Origin of the sequence: Streptomyces sp. ICBB 8177 (assembly GCF_003144095.1) — a bacterium.
GTDB lineage: Bacteria > Actinomycetota > Actinomycetes > Streptomycetales > Streptomycetaceae > Streptantibioticus_D.
In genome coordinates this window covers 197,046-215,959 of sequence record NZ_NSKH01000004.1, presented here as the reverse complement: position 1 = coordinate 215,959, position 18,914 = coordinate 197,046, and the positions used below count along the sequence as shown (strand labels likewise).

General features: G+C 72.5%; 15 protein-coding genes. 7 read left to right on the top strand and 8 right to left on the bottom strand.

The features are described 5' to 3' along the window. Window positions 1-10: 10 nt before the first annotated feature. Window positions 11-1,645 (top strand): glycoside hydrolase family 13 protein, encoded by a 1,635-nt coding sequence (locus tag CK485_RS06615; RefSeq protein ID WP_109447968.1) that lies wholly within the window; start codon window positions 11-13, stop codon window positions 1,643-1,645. Between the two features lie 81 nt (window positions 1,646-1,726). Here the strand turns inward: CK485_RS06615 and CK485_RS06610 are convergent, their stop codons facing one another. Then, complete coding sequence (locus CK485_RS06610) at window positions 1,727-2,719, bottom strand: helix-turn-helix transcriptional regulator (protein ID WP_158288174.1); 993 nt, start codon at window positions 2,717-2,719, stop codon at window positions 1,727-1,729. A 157-nt stretch (window positions 2,720-2,876) separates the two neighbouring features. Further along, window positions 2,877-4,625, bottom strand: coding sequence for a TIGR03767 family metallophosphoesterase (locus CK485_RS06605; RefSeq protein WP_109447964.1), 1,749 nt, complete (start codon window positions 4,623-4,625; stop codon window positions 2,877-2,879). Window positions 4,626-4,864: 239 nt separating this feature from the next. Between CK485_RS06605 and CK485_RS06600 the strand changes: the two genes are divergently transcribed. The 3 genes from CK485_RS06600 (at window position 4,865) to CK485_RS06590 (ending at window position 6,441) form a co-directional block, all read left to right on the top strand. Next, a complete protein-coding gene (locus CK485_RS06600; protein ID WP_109447962.1) occupies window positions 4,865-5,344 on the top strand; it encodes a hypothetical protein in 480 nt (159 codons plus the stop codon). A 298-nt stretch (window positions 5,345-5,642) separates the two neighbouring features. After that, complete coding sequence (locus CK485_RS06595) at window positions 5,643-6,041, top strand: VOC family protein (protein WP_109447960.1); 399 nt, start codon at window positions 5,643-5,645, stop codon at window positions 6,039-6,041. A gap of 52 nt (window positions 6,042-6,093) precedes the next feature. Further along, window positions 6,094-6,441: a DUF1801 domain-containing protein gene (locus CK485_RS06590; protein ID WP_241968178.1), complete on the top strand. Its 348-nt coding sequence runs from the start codon at window positions 6,094-6,096 to the stop codon at window positions 6,439-6,441. Window positions 6,442-6,485: 44 nt separating this feature from the next. Here the strand turns inward: CK485_RS06590 and CK485_RS28965 are convergent, their stop codons facing one another. The 4 genes from CK485_RS28965 to CK485_RS06575 form a co-directional block, all read right to left on the bottom strand. After that, window positions 6,486-6,656: a hypothetical protein gene (locus CK485_RS28965; RefSeq protein ID WP_199239260.1), complete on the bottom strand. Its 171-nt coding sequence runs from the start codon at window positions 6,654-6,656 to the stop codon at window positions 6,486-6,488. Window positions 6,657-6,717: 61 nt separating this feature from the next. Continuing rightward, complete coding sequence (locus CK485_RS06585) at window positions 6,718-9,222, bottom strand: ATP-dependent Clp protease ATP-binding subunit (RefSeq protein WP_109447958.1); 2,505 nt, start codon at window positions 9,220-9,222, stop codon at window positions 6,718-6,720. 268 nt (window positions 9,223-9,490) lie between these two features. Continuing rightward, entirely contained in the window at window positions 9,491-9,964 is a 474-nt protein-coding gene (locus CK485_RS06580) for a GreA/GreB family elongation factor (RefSeq protein ID WP_109447956.1), read from the bottom strand. 126 nt (window positions 9,965-10,090) lie between these two features. Then, the gene (locus CK485_RS06575; protein ID WP_109447954.1) at window positions 10,091-11,713 is read right to left on the bottom strand and encodes an FAD-dependent monooxygenase; all 1,623 of its coding nucleotides are present in this window, start codon (window positions 11,711-11,713) and stop codon (window positions 10,091-10,093) included. An 89-nt stretch (window positions 11,714-11,802) separates the two neighbouring features. Between CK485_RS06575 and CK485_RS06570 the strand changes: the two genes are divergently transcribed. Further along, window positions 11,803-12,432, top strand: coding sequence for a TetR/AcrR family transcriptional regulator (locus CK485_RS06570; protein ID WP_109447952.1), 630 nt, complete (start codon window positions 11,803-11,805; stop codon window positions 12,430-12,432). Window positions 12,433-12,547: 115 nt separating this feature from the next. Here the strand turns inward: CK485_RS06570 and CK485_RS06565 are convergent, their stop codons facing one another. Beyond that, the gene (locus CK485_RS06565; protein WP_109447950.1) at window positions 12,548-13,117 is read right to left on the bottom strand and encodes a HutD family protein; all 570 of its coding nucleotides are present in this window, start codon (window positions 13,115-13,117) and stop codon (window positions 12,548-12,550) included. A gap of 322 nt (window positions 13,118-13,439) precedes the next feature. Here CK485_RS06565 and CK485_RS06560 point away from each other — a divergent pair, with 322 nt between their 5' ends. Continuing rightward, complete coding sequence (locus tag CK485_RS06560) at window positions 13,440-14,543, top strand: hypothetical protein (protein WP_146214493.1); 1,104 nt, start codon at window positions 13,440-13,442, stop codon at window positions 14,541-14,543. Between the two features lie 127 nt (window positions 14,544-14,670). Here the strand turns inward: CK485_RS06560 and CK485_RS06555 are convergent, their stop codons facing one another. Next, window positions 14,671-16,944, bottom strand: a complete 2,274-nt coding sequence (locus CK485_RS06555) for an RICIN domain-containing protein (RefSeq protein ID WP_109447947.1) — start codon at window positions 16,942-16,944, stop codon at window positions 14,671-14,673. 587 nt (window positions 16,945-17,531) lie between these two features. Here CK485_RS06555 and CK485_RS06550 point away from each other — a divergent pair. After that, window positions 17,532-18,872, top strand: coding sequence for a ricin-type beta-trefoil lectin domain protein (locus tag CK485_RS06550; protein WP_109447945.1), 1,341 nt, complete (start codon window positions 17,532-17,534; stop codon window positions 18,870-18,872). The last annotated feature ends 42 nt before the right edge of the window (window positions 18,873-18,914 follow it).

Genomic DNA, 18,914 nt, shown 5'->3' with positions numbered 1-18,914 from the left:
AGGACTCCCCGTGGCAGACATCTCCGCGACCGACGACGCCTGGTGGCGCGGCGCGGTCATCTACCAGGTGTACCCGCGCAGTTTCGCCGACGCGGACGGCGACGGCACCGGGGACCTCGCCGGCGTCCGCTCCCGCCTGGGCTACCTGCGCGAACTGGGCGTCGACGCGCTGTGGTTCAACCCCTGGTACCCCTCGCCGATGGCCGACGGCGGCTACGACGTGGCCGACTACCGCGACGTCGACCCGATGTTCGGCACTCTCGCCGACGCCGAGAAGCTGATCGCGGAGGCGCTGGACCTGGGCATGCGCACCATCGTCGACATCGTCCCCAACCACGTCTCCGCGGAACACCCCTGGTTCCGCGAGGCGCTCGCGGCCGGGCCCGGCAGCCCCGCCCGTGAGCTGTTCTGGTTCCGCCCCGGCCGCGGCGCGCACGGTGAGCTGCCGCCCACCAACTGGCCCTCGCAGTTCGGCGGCCCCGCCTGGACCCGGACCACGGAACCGGACGGCAGCCCCGGCGAGTGGTACCTCAACCTCTTCGACTCCCGCCAGCCCGACCTCAACTGGGCCCACCCGGCGGTGCGGCGAGAGCACGAGGAGGTGCTGCGCTTCTGGTTCGACCGGGGCGCGGCGGGCGTCCGGGTCGACTCGGCCGCCCTGCTCACGAAGGACCCGGCGCTGCCCGACCTGCCGGCGCGGGGCGAGCCCGACCCGCACCCGTACGTCGACCGCGACGACCTGCACGAGATCTACCGCTCCTGGCGGGCCGTCGCCGACGGCTACCCCGGAGCCCGGATCCTCGTCGGCGAGGTGTGGACGCCCGACCCCGAGCGGTTCGCCCGCTACCTGCGGCCCGACGAGATGCACACCGCGTTCAACTTCGGCTTCCTGTGCTGCCCCTGGGACGCCGAACGCCTCAGGACGTGCGTGGACACCACCCTCGCGGCGCACCGCCCGGTCGGCGCCCCCGCCACCTGGGTGCTGTGCAACCACGACGTGACGCGGACGGTCACCCGCTACGGCCGCGCGGAGACCGGCTTCGACTTCGCCACCAAGGCCCACGGCGTCCCCACCGACCTGGCGCTCGGCACCCGCAGGGCCCGGGCCGCCGCACTGCTGACGCTCGCGCTGCCCGGATCGGTCTACCTCTACCAGGGGGAGGAACTCGGACTGCCCGAGGCGGAGGACATCCCGGCGGACCGCCGTCAGGACCCGATGTACCTGCGCACCGGCGGAGCCGACCCCGGACGGGACGGCTGCCGGGTCCCGATGCCCTGGTCCGGCACGCGGCCCCCCTACGGCTTCGGGCCCGAAGGCGGCGCGGAGCCCTGGCTGCCGCAGCCCGACGACTGGGCCGGGCGGACCGCCGAGGCGCAGAGCGGCGACCCGGACTCCATGCTGGAGCTGTACCGCGCGGCCCTGCGCCTGCGCCGCCGCGAACCCGCCCTGGGTGACGGCACGTTGACGTGGTTGGACGCGGGGCCCGGGGTGCTGGCCTTCCGCCGGGACGCCTCGTTCGCCTGCGTGCTCAATCTCGCCCCGCACGCCGTGCGGCTCCCGGAGCACCGCGCACCGCTCCTGGCGAGCGGTGCGCTGGACGGGGATCGGCTGCCGCCGGACACCGCGGTGTGGCTGCGTACGTGACGCGCCGCCCACGACGAGGGCAGGCGGGTTCCCGGCCGGGGTTCCCCCGTCGCCCCGGCCGGGAACCCGCCTGCCGCGACGCTATCGGCGCTCGTCCGGCCCGGTCTTGGAAAAATGCGAACGCCTTCGATCCGGCCGGTGAGGGTGCAGGCCGAGCAACTGGGTGGGGGTGCAGCCGGCGAGGAGGCGGAAGTCCTTCACCAGATGCGCCTGGTCGGTGTAGCCGCAGGTGTGCGACACCTCCCGCCACGTCGGCGCGCCGGGATCCATCAGCAGGTGCGTCGCCCGCTGGAAGCGCCACATCCGGGCGACCGTCTTGGGCGTGAGGCCGACCTGCTCGCCGAACCGCTTCTCCAGGTACCTTCGGCTGCACCCCAGCTCCTCCGCGAGACGCCCGATCCGCACCTGGCCCTGACACCGCGCGAGCTCCTCCCAGGCCCGCAGCAGCACGCCGTCCGGCTCCCGGCCCTGGGACGCGCGCGCGGTCAGGACGCGGTCGAGCACGGCGAACCGGTGGTCCCAGGTGGGCGCGCTCACCAGCTCGTCGACGAGCCGGTCCGCGCGGCGCCGGCCCAGCAGGTCGCCCAACGCCACGTGTTCGTTCGCCACTTCACGCATCGCCAAGCCGAAGAGCGCGTAGGCGCCGGGCGGGGTGAGGGCCACCAGCAGTGCGCTGCCGCGCCGGGCGGCGTACTCGATGAGGTAGAAGCGCTCGTGCAGCCCGGCGAGTCCCGCCCCCGGCAGGTCGCGGGTGCCGTCCGCCCCCATGACGCTCCCGCGCGGTGACTCGGACAGCGAGATGGTCAGCATGACCGCGCACTCCGGCGGGACACGCTGCACCGAGGGAAGGCCGGCGCCGTCGCCCATGGCCGCGATGCCGGTGTACTGGAGCACGTAGGGGAGCAGCGCGGGATGGGGTCTGCCGAACGCCAGTGAGGGGTCCGCACTGACGCTCGCGAACGTGGCACGCTTGCGCGGATCGGCCAGACTCGGCCACCAGTGTTCCCGCTCGGCGCTCGCGTCGGGCGCGCCGGGGGTTTCGAGGTGCCGCCGGGGTGGGTCTTCGAGGTACACGGGCACTCGACCTCCGCTGTGCATGGGCGATGCGACCATGCTGACGGAGTGCGATGAATGCCGGATATACGAGTCCGCTTCCCGGCGGCCGGACCCCGGCGGGCCGGCGGGGGAGGTCGCCCCGCCGGCCCGCCGTTCCCCGGGTGCCCGCCTGCTCTCAGGCGCCGGGCTTCGCCAGCAGCAGTTCGGTGTTGTGGTCGCCGGAGGCCCCGAGCTTCTGCGCGGGGGTGGCGTAGGGATCGTTGTACGCCAACTCCCGGTACAGGGCGGCGAGCCCGGTGTCGGAGGTGTCGGAGAAATCGGTGGCGTACGGAGCCGCCGACTCGATCAGCGTGGTGAACAGCGACAGCGTGCCGTCGCCGTTGTCCGCGATCTCGATCACCCGGGCGTGGTGCGGGTAGTCGATGTGCGAAGCGGTGTTGATCTCCCAGAAGGCGCGCTCCGGGACCGCGTGCGGGTGCGGCGATATCTGGTTGGCGTGGGTGTGGCCGTTCACCCAGGCGACGACGTTCGGGTAGCGCTGGAGCAGCGCGACGACCTCCGAGCCGCTGTGCCTGGCCTCCAGCAGGTTGTACGGGTCGGGCAGCAGGTTGCCCATGGTGGAGCTGGTGTGGTGGCTGAAGACGACCACCAGTTGGTCGGTCGAGCCTGCGCGCACCACGTTGCCGTCCGTGTCGTACCAGTGCGTGCTGTTGGCCTGGAGGACCGACTCCAGCCAGTCGAGCTGCGCGGTGCCGACCGAACCGTCCGCCCAGCCCGCCCGGTTGGTGGTGTCCAGGCTGACCCCCAGCACCCCCGGCGCCACCGGGAAGGTGTAGTACAGCTTCCCGCTGGAGGCCGCCGAGGCGGTGAAGCCGTGTCCGACCGGGCCCGCGCCGGTGTACGAGGGGTCGAGGTGGGCCTGCGCGAACTGCTCCGGGGTGAAGGGCGCGCGGCGCGCGTCGGGGGTGACGCGGCGCACCGGCCCGTTGTCCAGCAGCTTGACGAAGAGCGTGAGCGCCTGCGCCGGGTCGTTCCGCAGCGCCGCGGCGAGCTTGGCGGCGTCCGCGTCGTCGCAGCCTTCGAGCTTGCGGTCGCCGGTGTAGAGGGAGTTGAGCAGACCGAGGTCGGGCAGGGTCCCCTCGATGCTGTCGTCGTGGTTGCCGACGGTCGTGTACCACGGCACCCGCAGCCCCGGCGCGTCGAACTGGCGGCCCGCCGCGGTGAGGAAGCCCGGGATCTGCGGGTACCCGGCCTTCGTCTTGTAGTCGTCCTGAAGACTGGACTCCGGGTTCCAGTACGCGGTGGAACCGGAGTTCTGCACGCCCTCGTACCGGGTGAGGTCGCCGCTGTTGGGGGTGATGGAGCCGCCGCTCATCACCGTGAGGTACCAGTCGAGTTCGAGCTGCTCGTGGTTGTCCGCGTTGTCACCGGTGGCGATGACGAAGGAGAAGGGGCTGCCCGTGTAAGGGCCGCCGGGCAGGGAGTTGACGCGCTCGACGAGCGAGGAGGCGCCGCGCACGGTCAGCGCCTCCTGCGGCCGGTACGCGCCGTCCGCGTACTGCGCCAGGTACTCGAAGCGCGCCGGGGACTCGGTGTCCGCCAGATGCAGGTCGGTGAACTGGACGAAGCAGGCGAGCCCGGTACGGCGGTCGTCGCGTCCGGACTGCCCCGCGACCAGGTCGGTGCGTACGACCAGCGGCCATCCGGGCCCCGCCGCCAGCCGGTGGTACGGACCGGCCGCGGACGGGGTGGCGACCTGCTCCAGCGTGGTGCCCGCGGCCTGTACGGCCCGCGCGGCGGACAGCGCCAGGGCGCGGTCCCGGGCGGCAGCCGAAGCGTAGCGGGCGTCGCCCAGCGTCAGTGCCGCCGCGGCGAAAGCGGCGGACGCGCCGGTGACGAACTGTCGTCTGCTGTATGCGGCCATCCGAGATCTCCTGAGTGTCGAGGCGCAGGGGCGGGCACCGGCGCTACCGGTGGGTAGCAGGCGCCGCACAGCATTAGGACACTCTTCGTCCGTGACGTGAACACGTCGGACTGAGGAAATGTCGTGCGCATGAAGGTCGTTGCACGGAGCCGCTGACGGCGGCCTCGGGAAGGCTGGGAGACGGAGAGCCGGCGCGGGCGACCGACGACGCGTCCGATGCCCCGCCGTAGGCTTACGGAATGACCGATGCCGCAGGGCCGGGCGGTGCCCCGGTGGGCGGATTCCCCGTGGCGACCGGGCACGAACCGGCGGGGCCGCCCGACGCCCGTCGACGGCGGCAGGTCGAAGCCGCCTACGCCGCCCTGCTGGACATCCGCCGCCTGGTGAACGCCGACGTGCCGGAGCCGCTGCGGCTCCCCGCGCCCTGGGAGGCCCGGCAGGCGGTGCGGGCGGTCGCGCTGACCCTGGAGGCGCACGGTCTCCAGCCGTCCGCGGTCGGCCCGGACGGCGCCCCCGCCGTGACCGGATACCTCGTCTCGGCCCCGCGCGAGGGCGTCGTGCGCGTCGAGTGGGTCGGCCCCAGGGGAAGCGGCGCCCCGCACGAGGCCGCCGCGGCCCTGAAGCGCTGCGCCGCCGTGCTGGAAGAGGCCGGGTGGACGGCGCTGGAGTACCGCGACGCACGCGGCCGCCGCCACGTCGAGGTCGAACCGCCCGCCTGAACCCCGCGCCCCCGATTCCTGTCCGCAACGTTGCCTGAGGTCCCCACGAGCAGGAGGGCGGAGCCGCGGACGGCACCGAGGCGATGGCCCGGCGTTCCAACCTCGGCTGCCTGGCGGCCCTGCTCCCGGGCGATCTTCGACCGTGGCCGGAAGTCGTCAATGCCCAGGCCGCGCACGGCGGGTGGCATGGTCGTTTCCGGGGCGGCGCGGCTACGATCGGATCACGGCATCGCGTGCCGTCACCGACCGGGTGAGGCATGGAGGTGCCCGTGAGCTGCCCAGCGGAGGCACTTCACCCATGTCGGTCGAGTTGAACCACACCATCGTCCACGCCCACGACAAGCACGAGTCCGCCGAGTTCCTGGCCCATGTCCTGGGGCTCGAAGTCGGCGCCGAATGGGGGCCGTTCGTCCCCGTGGCCACCGCCAACGGCGTCACCCTGGACTTCGCCACCGCGGACTCCGCGTCGATCACCGCCCAGCACTACGCGTTCCTCGTGTCCGACGAGGAGTTCGACGCCGCGTTCGCACGGATCACCGACGCCGGGATCACCTACTACGCCGACCCCCACCTGAAGCAGCCGGGCGAGATCAACCACCATTACGGCGGCCGGGGCCTGTACTTCCTCGATCCGGCCGGACACGGCATGGAGATCCTCACCCGCCCCTACGGCAGCGCACCGCCGCGGCAGGACTGACGGGCCGCGTCCCGGGACGGCGCGGGACCGAGGCCGGGGAGACAATGCCGGTGTGGACGTGAACGAGGAGTTCCAGGCCTACGCCGACGCCGTTCCGGCCGAGTACCGGCCGCTGTTCGACCGCGTGCACCGGCTGATCCTCCAGGCCCGTCCGGAGGCGAGCGTGGGCATCTCTTACCGGATGCCCACGTACCGGGTCGGCAGGCGCAGGCTCCACCTCGCCGTGTGGAGCCACGGGGTCTCGCTCTACGGCTGGCAGCCCGACCGCAACGCGGACTTCGCCGCCCGCCACCCCGAACTGCTCTTCGGCAAGGCCACGTTGCGCATACGCCCCGAGGACGCGGCAACGATCACGGACGACGAACTGACCGCGTTGGTCGGGCAAGCGCTCAGTCCCTGACCGGGGCAGGCGCTCCGTGCCTCACCGCGCTCTGACGCGCGGTGTCAGCGCTCGCGTTCCTCGTGTTCCTCCCGCTTCTCCTCACGCAGTTCGTCCCGGTCCTCGCGGGTGCGCTCGTCCATCTCCTCCTCGTCGGGCCGGCGCGGCATGCCGCGGCTGTGGCCGGTGTCCGGGTTCTGCTCGACCTGCTTGTTGGACTTGTGGTGATGAGCCATCGTCGTTCCCCTTGTCGGATCGGCCTGGGTCGGATGGGTCGGATGGGCGCGTACAGGCGCGTCAGTCGCCGCCGTCCCGCGATGCCGCGTGGCGTACGCTGCACTGGAGGGCTCCGTCCACCACGTCGGCGACGATGGTGTCGCCCGGTTCCGCCTCGCCGGACAGCAGGAGCGAGGCGATGCGGTTGTCCAGCTCGTTCTGGATCGTCCGGCGCAGCGGCCGGGCGCCGAACTCCGGCTGGTAGCCGCGCTGCACGAGCAACTTCCTGGCCACGTCGGTCACTTCGAGGGTCATGCCCTGGGCGTGCACGCGGCGCTCGCTCTGCGCGAGAAGGTGGTCCACGATCCGGTTCAGATCGTCCTCGGTGAGGCCGTGGAAGATGATGATCTCGTCGATCCGGTTGAGGAACTCCGGCAGGAACCGCGCCCGCAGGTCCTCCATCAGCTCGTCCTTGATCTCGGACACGTCGCCCTCGTGGTCCAGGATGCGGTGGGCGCCGATGTTGGACGTCATGATGACGACGCAGTGCCGGAAGTCCACCGTGCGCCCCTGCGCGTCCGTGAGGCGGCCGTCGTCGAGGATCTGCAGCAGGGTGTTGAAGATGTCGGGGTGGGCCTTCTCCACCTCGTCGAAGAGCAGAACGCTGTAGGGGTTCCTGCGGACCTTCTCGGTCAGCTGCCCTGCCTCCTCGTAGCCGACGTACCCGGGAGGGGCGCCGACGAGGCGGGCCACCGTGTGCTTCTCCTGGAACTCGCTCATGTCGAAGCGGACCATGCGGTCCTCCTCGCCGAACAGCAGCTCGGCCAGGGTCTTCGCGAGCTCCGTCTTGCCGACGCCGGTCGGGCCGAGGAAGAGGAAGGACCCGACGGGTCGCCTCGGGTCGCCCATGCCCGCCCTGCTGCGGCGCACCGCGAGCGACACCGCGGTGACCGCCTCGTCCTGCCCGACGATCCGGGCGTGCATCTCCTCCTCCAGCCGCAGGAGGCGTTCCTTCTCGGTGGCGGTCAGCTGGGAGACGGGGATGCCGGTGCGGCGTGCGACGACCTCGGCGACGTCCGCCTCGGTCACGGAGACCACGCCCTCGCGCCGCTCCTCGATCCCGGCGAGTTCGCTCTCCGCCTCGGCGATCTCGGCCTTCAGCCCGGACGCCCGCTCGAAGTCCTCCGCCGCCACCGCCTGGTCCTTCTCCCGCCGCAGCTTCGCCAGCCGGTCCTCGCGGCTGACGACCTCCGTCGATCGGCTCGCGTTGCGCAGCCGCACCCGGGCGCCCGCCTGGTCCATCACGTCGATGGCCTTGTCGGGCAGGAAGCGGTCGCTGACGTACCGGTCGGACAGCTCGGCGGCCGCGGCCAGTGCGCCGTCGGCGAAGCGGACCTGGTGGTGGGCCTCGTAGGCGTCACGCAGCCCTTCGAGGATCGCCACCGTCTCCTCGACCGTCGGCTCGGGGATCAGTACGGGCTGGAAGCGGCGCTCCAGCGCGGCGTCCTTCTCGATGTGCTTGCGGTACTCGTCGATGGTCGTGGCTCCCACGACGTGCAGCTCGCCGCGGGCCAGCGCGGGCTTGAGCATGTTGCCCGCGTCCATCGAGCCCTCGCCGGTGGCCCCGGCCCCGACCACGGTGTGCAGTTCGTCGATGAACAGGACGATCTCGCCCTCGGCCTGCTTGACGTCGTCGATGACCTTCTTCAGCCGCTCCTCGAACTGGCCCCGGTACTGGGCGCCCGCCACCATGCCGGACAGGTCGAGGGAGACGACGCGCTTGTCCTTGAGCGTGTCGGGCACCTCGCCGGCCACGATCCGCTGGGCGAGCCCTTCGACGATGGCGGTCTTGCCGACGCCCGGTTCGCCGATGAGCACCGGGTTGTTCTTGGTGCGGCGCGAGAGGATCTCCACCGTCTGCTCGATCTCCTCGGCGCGCCCGACGACCGGGTCGAGTTTCCCGGCCCTGGCCTCCTCGGTGAGGTCGCGTCCGAACTCCTCCAGCGTCGTCGCGGCACCGCCGCCCGCCCCCGGCTGGGTGCCGTCCCCGCGCGAGGCCCGGTCCGCCGTGGCGCGCAACTTGCTCACGTCGAGGTTCTCCGCGCTCAGCGCGCGGGCGGCGCCGGAATCCGTGTCGTCCAGCAGGGCGGACAGGATGTGCTCGGGGCCGATGTACGACCCGCCCGCGGCCTGCGAGTGCGCGTACGCCGTGGTCAGGGTCCGCTTGGCGGCGGGGGTCAGGCCCGGCTCCGTGGACGGCTCGGCGGACTCCCTGGGCAGTGCGCGGGCCAGCTCCGCGGCGAGCGCGTCGGGGTCCACGCCGGCGCGTGCCAGCAGCCGCCGCGACGGATCGACCTGCGCCGCGGCCCATAGCAGGTGCTCGGTGTCCAGGTCGGCACTGCCGTCCTCGACGGCCCGCCGGGCGGCCAGGTTCAGCAGTTCGTGCGAGGACTCGCTCAGCAGCCGTCCGATCGGCACCCGCTGCACCGCGGGCGGCGAGGAGGCGGGGGAGGTGCCGAAGAACCGGCTGAGCATCTCACCGAACGGGTCGGAGGAACCGAAGGCTGAGCCGAAGGGGATCGTCATGGGGGCTCCAGTGGACGCGACTGCGGCGAACAGGCCGATTCCCACTCAAACAACCCCTCGGATGGCCCGCAACCGGTGCCCGAGAGCGGTTGGCACCGACGGACTGCACGCGATCCGGCTTGTCCCGCAAGCCGTTTCGCGTGCGTCGAAGGTCTCTCGACCCGGCCGTGCCGCAACGCCGTGCGGCGCGGGGGCGTTTGGGCGTCGTCGGCACTCCGGTCATCCGCGCTCGACCCCCGTCTGCCCGAACGTGCTCACCAGGCCCCGGTCAGGATGTACGGGAGTCCAGCGACACGATCCGTGCGGTCGTGTCGCCGTCCGGGGCGCTGTACTCGACGCGATCGCCGACCCGGCGCCCCAGCAGGGCCTTGCCGAGCGGGCTGTCGTCGGTGACCAGCGGCGCGTCGGACGGCACCACGACCTCCACGATGTCGACTCTCTCGCGCGAACCGTCGGCGAACTCCACCGTCACCGAACTGCCGATGCCCACCCGGTCCGGGTCGGGCGGCCCCGCCGTCCCGGCGCCGCGAAGCCGCGCGGCGAGGCCGTCGACGCGGGCGTCCAGCCGCTCCAGCTCCGTGGCGCGGCGCAGCTCGTCCGCCCGGTCCGCGTAGTCGCCGACGTCCGTGGAGGGGTCCCGGACCGTGGCGGCGATCGCGTCGCGTTCCTCGCGCAGTACGGCGAGTTCCCGCTCCAGCGCCTGGCGGGCGTCGTCGCTGATCGGTGCGGCTTGTGAGGTCATGGCTGCTCCCGATTCGTGGCCCGTGAGGGGGCGCGGGACGTCCTGGGCTCCGGACCAGCCTAAGGCTCGCCGACCGATCAGGCCCGGCAGCGGATCCCCGCCCCCTCCGGCACCTCGCGCGGCGGTTCAGCGCGCGGTGACGGACGGCTCCGGCCCTGCGGGACGGTCGTCGGCCCCGCCGCCCGCGAGCGCCTCCCGCAGCGCCGCCCCGAGGACCGCGAGGGCGTCCGGAACGGCCTGTGGGCCGCGCCAGGCCACCACGTGGTCGGGGCGGACCAGCAGCGCGCCGCGGTCCCCGATCCCGCACGCGTCGGTGGGCCGGGTTCGCGCCTGCGGGGCGGGGTGGCGGGGGAGCGGCGCCGTGTCGAGGAACGTGCCGTGCGGGTCCAGTCGGCGGGCGGCCCGCGTCCAGTCCTCGCCGTCCGGCCCGACGAGCAGCAGGTGGCGGCCGTCGCGGACCAGGTCGAGGGTGGACGCGGCCCCGCGACCGCCGGCGAGCGGAACGTGGGGCAGGCGGGTGCCGGGTTCGCCGCGCCAGCGCTCCGGTTCGTCGGCGAGCGGCAGGCCGGCGGTGGCCGGGTCCTCGTCGCCCTGGGGGTAGCGGTAGCCGAGTGTCACCGCCGCCTCGCTCAGCAGCGGCCGGTCCTCGATCGGCACCCGGGCGCGGTCGCGGGCGCGCAGCAGTGCCTGCTCGACGGTGATCCGCCCGATCGCGTGCCGTTCCTTGTCGTAGGCGTCCAGGAGCCGCGGCCCGGCGTGACCGCGCAGCACGGACACCAGCTTCGCGGTGAGGTTCCATGCGTCCTGGATGCCGGTGTTGGCGCCGAAACCGCCGGTCGGCGGCGTGACGTGGACCGCGTCGCCCAGCAGGAACACCCGGCCGCGGCGGTAGGAGTCGGCCACCCAGCCGTCCATCTGCCAGTTCCGGGAGCCGGTGAGCGCGATGGCCGACGGCGGCAGGCCGAGCGCCCGCGAGACGATCTCCAGCCGTCGCAGGTCGTCGAACGCCTCCGGGCCGGTCGTCGCCGGGTCGTAGGCCACCGAGACCGCGCCGCGGCGCCACGTGGTGTCCCAGGACAGGAACGCGTGGTCGGGCTCGGCGGTGAAGGCCAGCGCGAGACGGCGGCCGTCGAGCGCGGGGCGCAGGTCGGCCTCGAAGCCGAACTCCATGAGGTGCGCGACGGTCCCGGGTCCGGTGCGGCCGATGCCGAGGCTCTCGCGGACGGCGCTGGCGTTGCCGTCGGCGGCGAGCAGGTAGTCGGCCGTGATCGTGCGGAGCACGCCGTCGGCGTCCCGGACGAGGGCGCTCACGTGGTCGTCGTACGGGCGCAGGCCGAGGAGGCGGTGGCCGAAGCGCAGGTCCGCCCCGGCGGCGCGGGCGTGGGCGCGTACGACCTCCTCCAGGTCGGCCTGCTTGACGAAGGCGGACCGGCACGGTGAGACGGCGCTGACGTCGCGCGCGGCGGGCAGCGGCCAACTGCGCAGTTCGGGCCCGGCGAGCGAGGTGACGAGCGCCGCGTGGTCGGCGGGCGGATGCCGGCGCTCGACCGCGTAGACGTCGTCCGCCGCGCCGACCGCCCGGTACGCCTCCATGGTGCGCGGATAGAAGAGCTTGGCCCGCAGCCGGGTCGAGATCCCGGGGTGCTTCTCGACCAGGACAGGCGTGATGCCGCGGGCGGCGAGGAAGAGGGCGGCGGAGGCGCCGACGACGCTGCCGCCGACGATCAGCACCGGGACGTGCTCGGACATGGGACGGCCTCCAAAGGAAACAGAACAGGTCTGTTCCATTATTGCCATGCCCGAGTGACGAAACGCAACAGCGCTGTATCGTTAACGGTGTGATCCAGCAACCAGCCGTCCAGGAACCCGCGGCTCGCCAGGGCGGCCGTCAGCGCGACCCCGCCACCGACTCGGCGATCATCGAGGCCGTCCTCGACATGGTGGCGGCGGGCGCGACACTCACCGGCCTGTCGCTGGTGGCCATCGCCAAGCAGGCCGGGGTCTCGCGCAACAGCGTCTACCGGCGCTGGAAGACCAAGGACGAGCTCTACCTCGACGTGCTCGCCACCATCAACGAGCCCAGGCCCGCGCCGGAGGGTGCCGGCACCCGCGAGGACCTGGTGGCCGTTCTGCGCACCCTCGCCGACCGCGTGGTCGACGAACGGGCCAGCAGCGTGCTGCGCGCCCTCAACGCCGAGGCCGCCGCCTTCCCGCGACTGCACCGCCGCTACTTCGAGGAGATCGTCGCCCCCCGCCGGGAGGCCATGAACGCCGTACTGCGGCGCGGCGCGGAACGCGGCGAGATCCGCGGCGACGCCGACCTCGACCTCGTCGCGGAACTACTGGTCTCCCCGCTCCTCGCCCGCATGGCGTCCGGCAGCACCGACCACCTCGACCCCGAACGCGACACCCGCCGGATCGTCGACCTGGTCCTGCGGGGCGCGGGAGCACCCGACCAGGACGCGTGAGCCCGTCGACGGTGCACTCCCCTCGCGCCCGCCACCAGGCGCACCGGACGGTCCCTCGACCGGCCGGATGACCCGTCGACAGCGTGAAGATGACGTACCGTCAACTACCGGCGCTTCACCGCTGCGGGCTGATCCGGATCTCGGCCAGGGTGCCGGTGCCGCTGATGCGCAGGGAGCCGGGCCGGTCCCGCATCACGGAGTCGAGGGCGCCGAGTCCGCGGCCGGGCGCGAGGATCAGACCCGGGGTGAGGGCGACGAGGACGGCCACGTCGCCCTCACCCACGACCGTCTCGTACTGCCCGGCGACGTCGACCGCGACCAGGGACCCTCGCGCGCGGCCACGCCGGGTCATGAGGTTGAGGTCGCGGGTGGGCCCGGACGGCAGGCGGCACGTCGTCGCGGCCTCGCCGTCGAAGGCGAGGGAGTCGAAACGCCCGAGCGTGTGCGCCACGCCGTCGACGTCGAGGACCATCGTGCCGCCGTCGACGAGCATGATCACGCGATCGATCCGCGGGAACGCCGAGAACGGACCGTCAGCCCCGACCTCGGCGACGCTCACGCGCCAGTCGAAGTCCGCCAACGTGGACCCGCTGGGGGAGGACGCGAGGCCACGGGTGCTACCGCCGCCGTTCTTCCACGGCGTGACGGTCAGATCATCCCAGCGCAGCACCGCCGTCCCGTCCATGCGCACTCCTCGTCCCGCCTTCCATCCGGCACCCGACCGCGCCCGGACCGGCGCGGGGACCCGAACGTATCAGGGCCGCGCGTGCGGGGGCCCGAGCGGATGCGGCCGGGCGCTCACCCCGCTGGAGCAGGACGCCGTGCCGTCCCGCGCGGGCCGTCCTGGCCCGGTGCCCCATGGGTCGTGCGGCCTTCGAGACCACTCGGCGTGCCGCGAACCGGGGTGGCGTGAGGTCGCCCGCGCCGTCGCCGTCTCATAGCGTGCACCGAAAGTCACCCACTGGGTACGCGGCAATGGGTGCGTGCCCGACACCCATGGAGCATGCATGTCCGCCATATCGGCAGTCCCCGAAGAGCCCTCGACCGACCCCCGGTCCATATCCGACGGCTCCCGTCCTCCCGACCCGGCGACACACGTCTCCGGCGGAGCGCCGACGCCGGACGCGCAGGCGCCCCCGGTGCCGGGCGGCACAGGGGCGTCCTCCGGACCCGGCGAGGGCAGCGCGTGCGACGCGCTGCTGAACGCAGCGGTCGTCGAGCGTCCGCTGGACGACGTCCTCGACCTCGTCACGGAGTTGCGCAAGTCGCACGCCGACGCCGCGTGGGGCGAGGAAGCGCTGCGCACGGCCGTAGTGAACCGTCCGGTGCCCGAGGCGGCCGAGCTCGCCGCCCTCGCCAGCCGTCCGCCCGCCGACCCCCGCAGCTCGGACGAGGCGGTCCGCATGGCGGCGTCCGCCCGGCCGGTGCAGGAAGTGATCGAGTTCGTGGAGTGCCTGAGCCGGCCGCCGCACGACGCCGAGACCATGCACACGGCGATCGAGGCCGCCGCCACGGGCCGCCCGGTCCACGAGGTCGCGGAACTCGTGCGGCGCCTGGCGCACCTGCGCGCGCCGCAGACACGCACCGACGGCGACGCCTCGTCGCCCGCGACCGACGCCACCTCGCCTGCTGCCGACGCCTCCTCGCGTGTCGCCGACGCCCCCTCGCGGCATGCGTCGCGTCAACGAGCCCTGGCCGGCGGCGAGGCGGGGGCCCGGCGTTCCGTCCTGCGGTGGCCCGCCGCCTTCGCGATCGCGCTCTGCGCCCTCGTCCACCTGCGCGCGGTGCTGACACACACCGGCGCGTTCACCGTGGCGGAAGGCGCCGGCGCTGCCATCGCCCTGGTGTGCGCGGTGCTGGTGGTGTGCCTGATGGTGCGCGACACGATCGCCGTGTGGTGCGCGGTGGCCGGATCGGCCGCGGCCGTCGTCTCGGTGCACGCGGTGGCCCGCGCGATGCACCTGTCCCCGCTCGGGGCGGCCTTCCGGCACGGCGCGAACGCCGCCGCCGTGATCGCCATGGCCGCGGGCGCGGTGGCGGTACTGCTGGCGCTGCCCGTGCTGGTCCGCCGCGCCGGAGGCGTGCCCCGCTCCGCGGACGCGCCCTCGTAACGGAACCTGGTCGACGCGGAACGCGCACGGCACAGCGCTCGGCCGGACGCCGGGAGGACCGGTGTCCGGCCGAGCACTCACGCGCCGGAGCCCGTCAGGCGGAACAACCCCGGTGGCCGGGCCCGGTTCACGGACCCGACGTCAGATAGGCCACCGTGGAGCCACCGGAGACCTGGGCGCCGGAGTCGTCGATCACGTGCCGGATGGTGCCGGTGCCGCCCAGTGACACGGTCACCATGTCGTGGAACGACGAGCCGCTGCCCGGCACCTCGATGGCACGGTCCGCCGCGACCGACGAGTTGGTGCTGAAGTAGCAGTACACACCGAGTCCCCAGGCCTGGTGCGAGGTCACCGAGTCGGCGACCTTGTACGAGGGATAGCCGCTCTCGCCGCCCCCCGGCGTCCAACTGCCGTTGTCCGGAACGTCGTAGGGCATCTCGGACTGGTAGAAGTACGTGCGGCCGCCGTTGCCGTTCCACAGCGTCTGGTACTTCTGGTAGTGCTCGACCGCGAGACCGTACATCGTCACGTCGGACCCGTTGACCACCAGGCCGTTGGCGGCGGTGTTGGTGTTCCAGCCGACGGTGCCGTCGTTGCCGTGGTCGGCGCGCCAGATCCACAGGTCGCTGCCGATGGTGTCGGCGCTGTTGACCACCAGGGACTGGGTGGCCTTGCCCGCCACGTCACCGCCCACGCGGAAGAACACGTCCTGCAAGGTGGTGGGATCGCTCGCGTGGTCCGCCGAGGAGCCGGACGGGCCGATGCGCACCAGCGCGTCGCTGTTGGTGGTGCCCGCGCTGACGATCAGTCCGGCGATGTCGATGCCGCCCACGTCGGCGGTGGTGATCGCGGTGACGCCGTTGTCCGGGACCAGGGTGGCCAGGCCGAGGCCGAGTACCACGGTGTCGGGGCGGGTGATGTCCAGGCTCTGGCTGAGGTGGTAGACGCCGGGCGTGACGAGCAGGTTCTTCCCTGCGGCCAGCGCCGCGTTGATGGTGGCCGCGGTGTCACCCGGCTTGACCACGAAGAACTGGGTGATCGGAATCGACGTCCCGGCGGTCGAGCCGCCGGTCCAGTCCGGCCCGCTCGCGTTGGTGCGCAACCCCGGGACCATCACGTTGTACAGGCCGGTCGAGTCCACGTACAGGTACGGCTTCTCGCGCACCGTCGGCGACTGGCCGACCGTGGTGTAGGTGGGGAACGACTGGGCGGGGGCGCCCTTGTCGCCGACGAAGACCATGTTCCAGTTCGAGCCGGTCCAGCTGCCCATGGAGGTGTCCTGGGTCAGGAACTGCTGCTGGGTGCCGGAGTTGATCTGCCCGGAGATCCGCGAGTCGCCGATGAACCCGCCCGATGACCAGTTGCTGCTGGAGTTCCCCGAGGTGTCGTCGTCCAGGACCATGTTGCCGTGCACGTCGACCCGGCGGAACGGGTCGGCCTGCGAGACGGCGTACTCCAGCGTCCCGGAGCTGGGGGTGTCGGAGAGGTTCTCCACGTCGCGCCAGAAGTTCTGGGTGGCGTTGCCGCCCGACCAGCCCGCGTCCACGTGAACGCCGCCGCCGGTCAGTGACACGTCGTCCGGCGAGGCGCCGAGCCCCGCCACCTCGGTGTAGAAGCCGACCGGCACGTCGACGTCGTAGCTGCCCGGGGTGAACAGCAGGGCGTAGCGGTTGGTGCCGAACTGGTCGGACTCCTGGGAGGCGTAGACCGAGTCGACGGCCGACTGGATGGAGGAGGCCGACATCGACGGGGTGAAGACCTTGACGTCGGGCCCGAGGTCGGGGTTGTCCGGGTTGGTCGGCGGGGGAGTGCCACCGGTGCCGTCCGCCGCGTCGAGCGAGAAGGACTGCGCGCCGGTCCCGTTGCAGGTGTACTGCTGCAACTGCACCGAGTCCGCGGTCGAGGCGCCGGGCACGTCGAGGCACAGGCCGCTGTAGTGGTTGACGAAGTGGTACCGGCCGCTGGTCTCCCGCACCGGTTGCCACTCCTGGCTGCTCCAGCCGCCGTCGGACCACAGGTGGATCAGCGCACCGCTCGCGGTGGACGGGCCCTCCACGTCGATGGCCGGCTGGGAGCCGTTCGCGTTGACGATGGTGTAGTAGCCGGAGTCGGCGGCCGGTTCGAGCCGCCACTGCTGGGCGGTCGTGCCGTTGCACGTGTACTGCTGCACCGCGGTGCCGTTGGCGGTACCGGCCGCCGCCGCGTCGACGCACTTGCCGCTGTTGTCCGCCACCAGGTCGTACCAGGTGGAGGAGGAGATGTCGGCGTGCGCGCTGGAGGCGCCCGCCACCGAGAGCGCGGCGGCCGTGAGCACCGCGGCGGTCGCGGCCCCGGCCACTCGGCGTACCGAGCGGGTACGGGGGCCGGAGCGGATTCGGGCGCGTCCTGGGAATCGGTTCATGCTGCCCCTTCGCAACGGGTGGATGGCATGGAGTGGGGACGGGGTGAGTCCGTCGCACCGGGGTCGGCGCAGGGCTGTGCGCGGCGGGGCGGGGGCGGTGCCCCGTACAACATGAGTTTCACAAACAGAAGCAGCATGGTCTGAACCTGTCAAGCGTTGCGACGCCGTGGGCCGCGTGCGTTGCGGAGCGGCGTGCCAAGTGGTTTGAGCGGGGCGGCATTTGGCGCTCTGCGGGGATGCGGCAGGTCACGGGTGGTGAGGTGACGGCGATGCGCCGATCGGCGTGGTGTCGGGCTGGTCCGGCGCGGCGGGCGGGGCAGCGGGAGGCGCGTGGTCACCACCGGTTCAAGTCCTGAAGAGTTGGCCGCAGTCAAGATGCCGCAAAGAGGCGCCGCCTGTCCATGTTGTGAACAGCCCAGGTCAGGTGGGGAGTTGCCATGAAGGGGCGCCCTGGAGAGGCATGGTGTGGCCGTGTTCGCCAGTAAGGTTTCCTGTCAGAAGTCTTGACGAGGCGTCACACCGGGGGCTTCACTCCGGTTCTGCTCGGCCGAACACACCCCCACCTTCCGGCCTGGACGGAGCCACGCATGCGTCTGAGACATGCCATCGCCTCCGTCGCCACGATGACCATCGCCACCGCGGGCGCCTTCCTGGGCACCGCGGGCGAGGCCCACGCGGCGACGGCACTCCCCGCCCACTTCGCCGCCCCCTACCTGCAGGTCGACGGCGGCACCGCCGGCGACATGGCGTCGGACCTGAACGCCACCGGGCTGAAGTACTACACGCTCGCCTTCCTCATCCCGAAGTCCGGCTGCACCGCCCAGTGGGAGGACAGCGGCGACCCGGTCGGCGCGTACGCCTCCCAGATCAACGCGCTCACGGCGGCCGGCGGCACGGCCATCGTCTCCTTCGGGGGCGCCGAGGGCGGAGAACTCGCGCAGACCTGCACCTCCGTACCGTCCCTGACGGCCGCGTACCTCAACGTCGTCAAGACCTACGGCATCACCCGCCTCGACTTCGACATCGAGGGCGGCACCCTCGGCGACACGGCGTCCAACCAGCGCCGCGACCAGGCGCTCGCGGCGTTGCAGGCGCAGGACCCGGCCGTGCAGGTGTCCTACACCCTCGCCGTCGCCCCGGATGGCCTGCCCTCGCAGGAGTACGGCGTCCTCAGCGACGCCAGGAGCAAGGGCGTCGACGTCAGCGCCGTCAACCTCATGACCATGGACTTCGGCGACGGGGAGAACGCGCTGAACGACGCGGAGTCCGCCGCGACCGGTGCCGCCGGTCAGCTGGCCGGGCTCTACGGCATCCCCACGTCGGCGGCCTACAACCGGATCGGGCTCACGCCGATCGCGGGCCAGAACGACGACAACGAGTACTTCTCGCAGGCGGACGCCCAGACCCTGGAGAGCTTCGCCGCATCCCACGGCGTCCAGGAGCTGTCGTTCTGGGAGGTCGACGCCTACGACAAGGCCACCGGCTACGCCTACTCCCGCGTCTTCAACCAGATCACGGGCGGCGGCAGCACGCCGCCTCCGTCCGGCACCGGCCGGATCACCGGCTACGGCGGCAAGTGCGTGGACGTGGATGGTGCCAACAGCGCCGACGGCACGGCGGTGCAGTTGTACGACTGCAACGGGACGAACGCGCAGCAGTGGACGGTGGCCTCCGACGGGACGCTGCGGGCGCTCGGCAAGTGCATGGACGTGACGTCGGCGGGGACGTCGGACGGCACGCAGGTGCAGTTGTACGACTGCAACGGCACGGCGGCGCAGGTGTGGCAGCACCAGTCCAACGGTGAGCTGGTCAACCCGAATTCGGGCAAGTGCCTGGACGCGACAGGCCCGAGTTCCGCCAACGGCACCCGCTTGCAGATCTGGACCTGCTACGACAGCGCCAACCAGCAGTGGACACTGCCCAGCTGACGCGGAGTGGGCCGCGAGGAACGGTCCCCGGCGGGCGCGAGG

What these genes read in the sequence shown, in the direction of transcription:
- CK485_RS06605 (WP_109447964.1), bottom strand. Translation starts at nt 4,625, where the DNA reads ATGGCCGCATACAGCAGACGACAGTTCGTCACCGGCGCGTCCGCCGCT.
- CK485_RS06580 (WP_109447956.1), bottom strand. Translation starts at nt 9,964, where the DNA reads ATGACCTCACAAGCCGCACCGATCAGCGACGACGCCCGCCAGGCGCTG.
- CK485_RS06565 (WP_109447950.1), bottom strand. Translation starts at nt 13,117, where the DNA reads ATGGACGGGACGGCGGTGCTGCGCTGGGATGATCTGACCGTCACGCCG.
- CK485_RS06595 (WP_109447960.1), top strand. Translation starts at nt 5,643, where the DNA reads ATGTCGGTCGAGTTGAACCACACCATCGTCCACGCCCACGACAAGCAC.
- CK485_RS06600 (WP_109447962.1), top strand. Translation starts at nt 4,865, where the DNA reads ATGACCGATGCCGCAGGGCCGGGCGGTGCCCCGGTGGGCGGATTCCCC.
- CK485_RS06585 (WP_109447958.1), bottom strand. Translation starts at nt 9,222, where the DNA reads ATGACGATCCCCTTCGGCTCAGCCTTCGGTTCCTCCGACCCGTTCGGT.
- CK485_RS28965 (WP_199239260.1), bottom strand. Translation starts at nt 6,656, where the DNA reads ATGGCTCATCACCACAAGTCCAACAAGCAGGTCGAGCAGAACCCGGAC.
- CK485_RS06560 (WP_146214493.1), top strand. Translation starts at nt 13,440, where the DNA reads ATGTCCGCCATATCGGCAGTCCCCGAAGAGCCCTCGACCGACCCCCGG.
- CK485_RS06550 (WP_109447945.1), top strand. Translation starts at nt 17,532, where the DNA reads ATGCGTCTGAGACATGCCATCGCCTCCGTCGCCACGATGACCATCGCC.
- CK485_RS06575 (WP_109447954.1), bottom strand. Translation starts at nt 11,713, where the DNA reads ATGTCCGAGCACGTCCCGGTGCTGATCGTCGGCGGCAGCGTCGTCGGC.
- CK485_RS06555 (WP_109447947.1), bottom strand. Translation starts at nt 16,944, where the DNA reads ATGAACCGATTCCCAGGACGCGCCCGAATCCGCTCCGGCCCCCGTACC.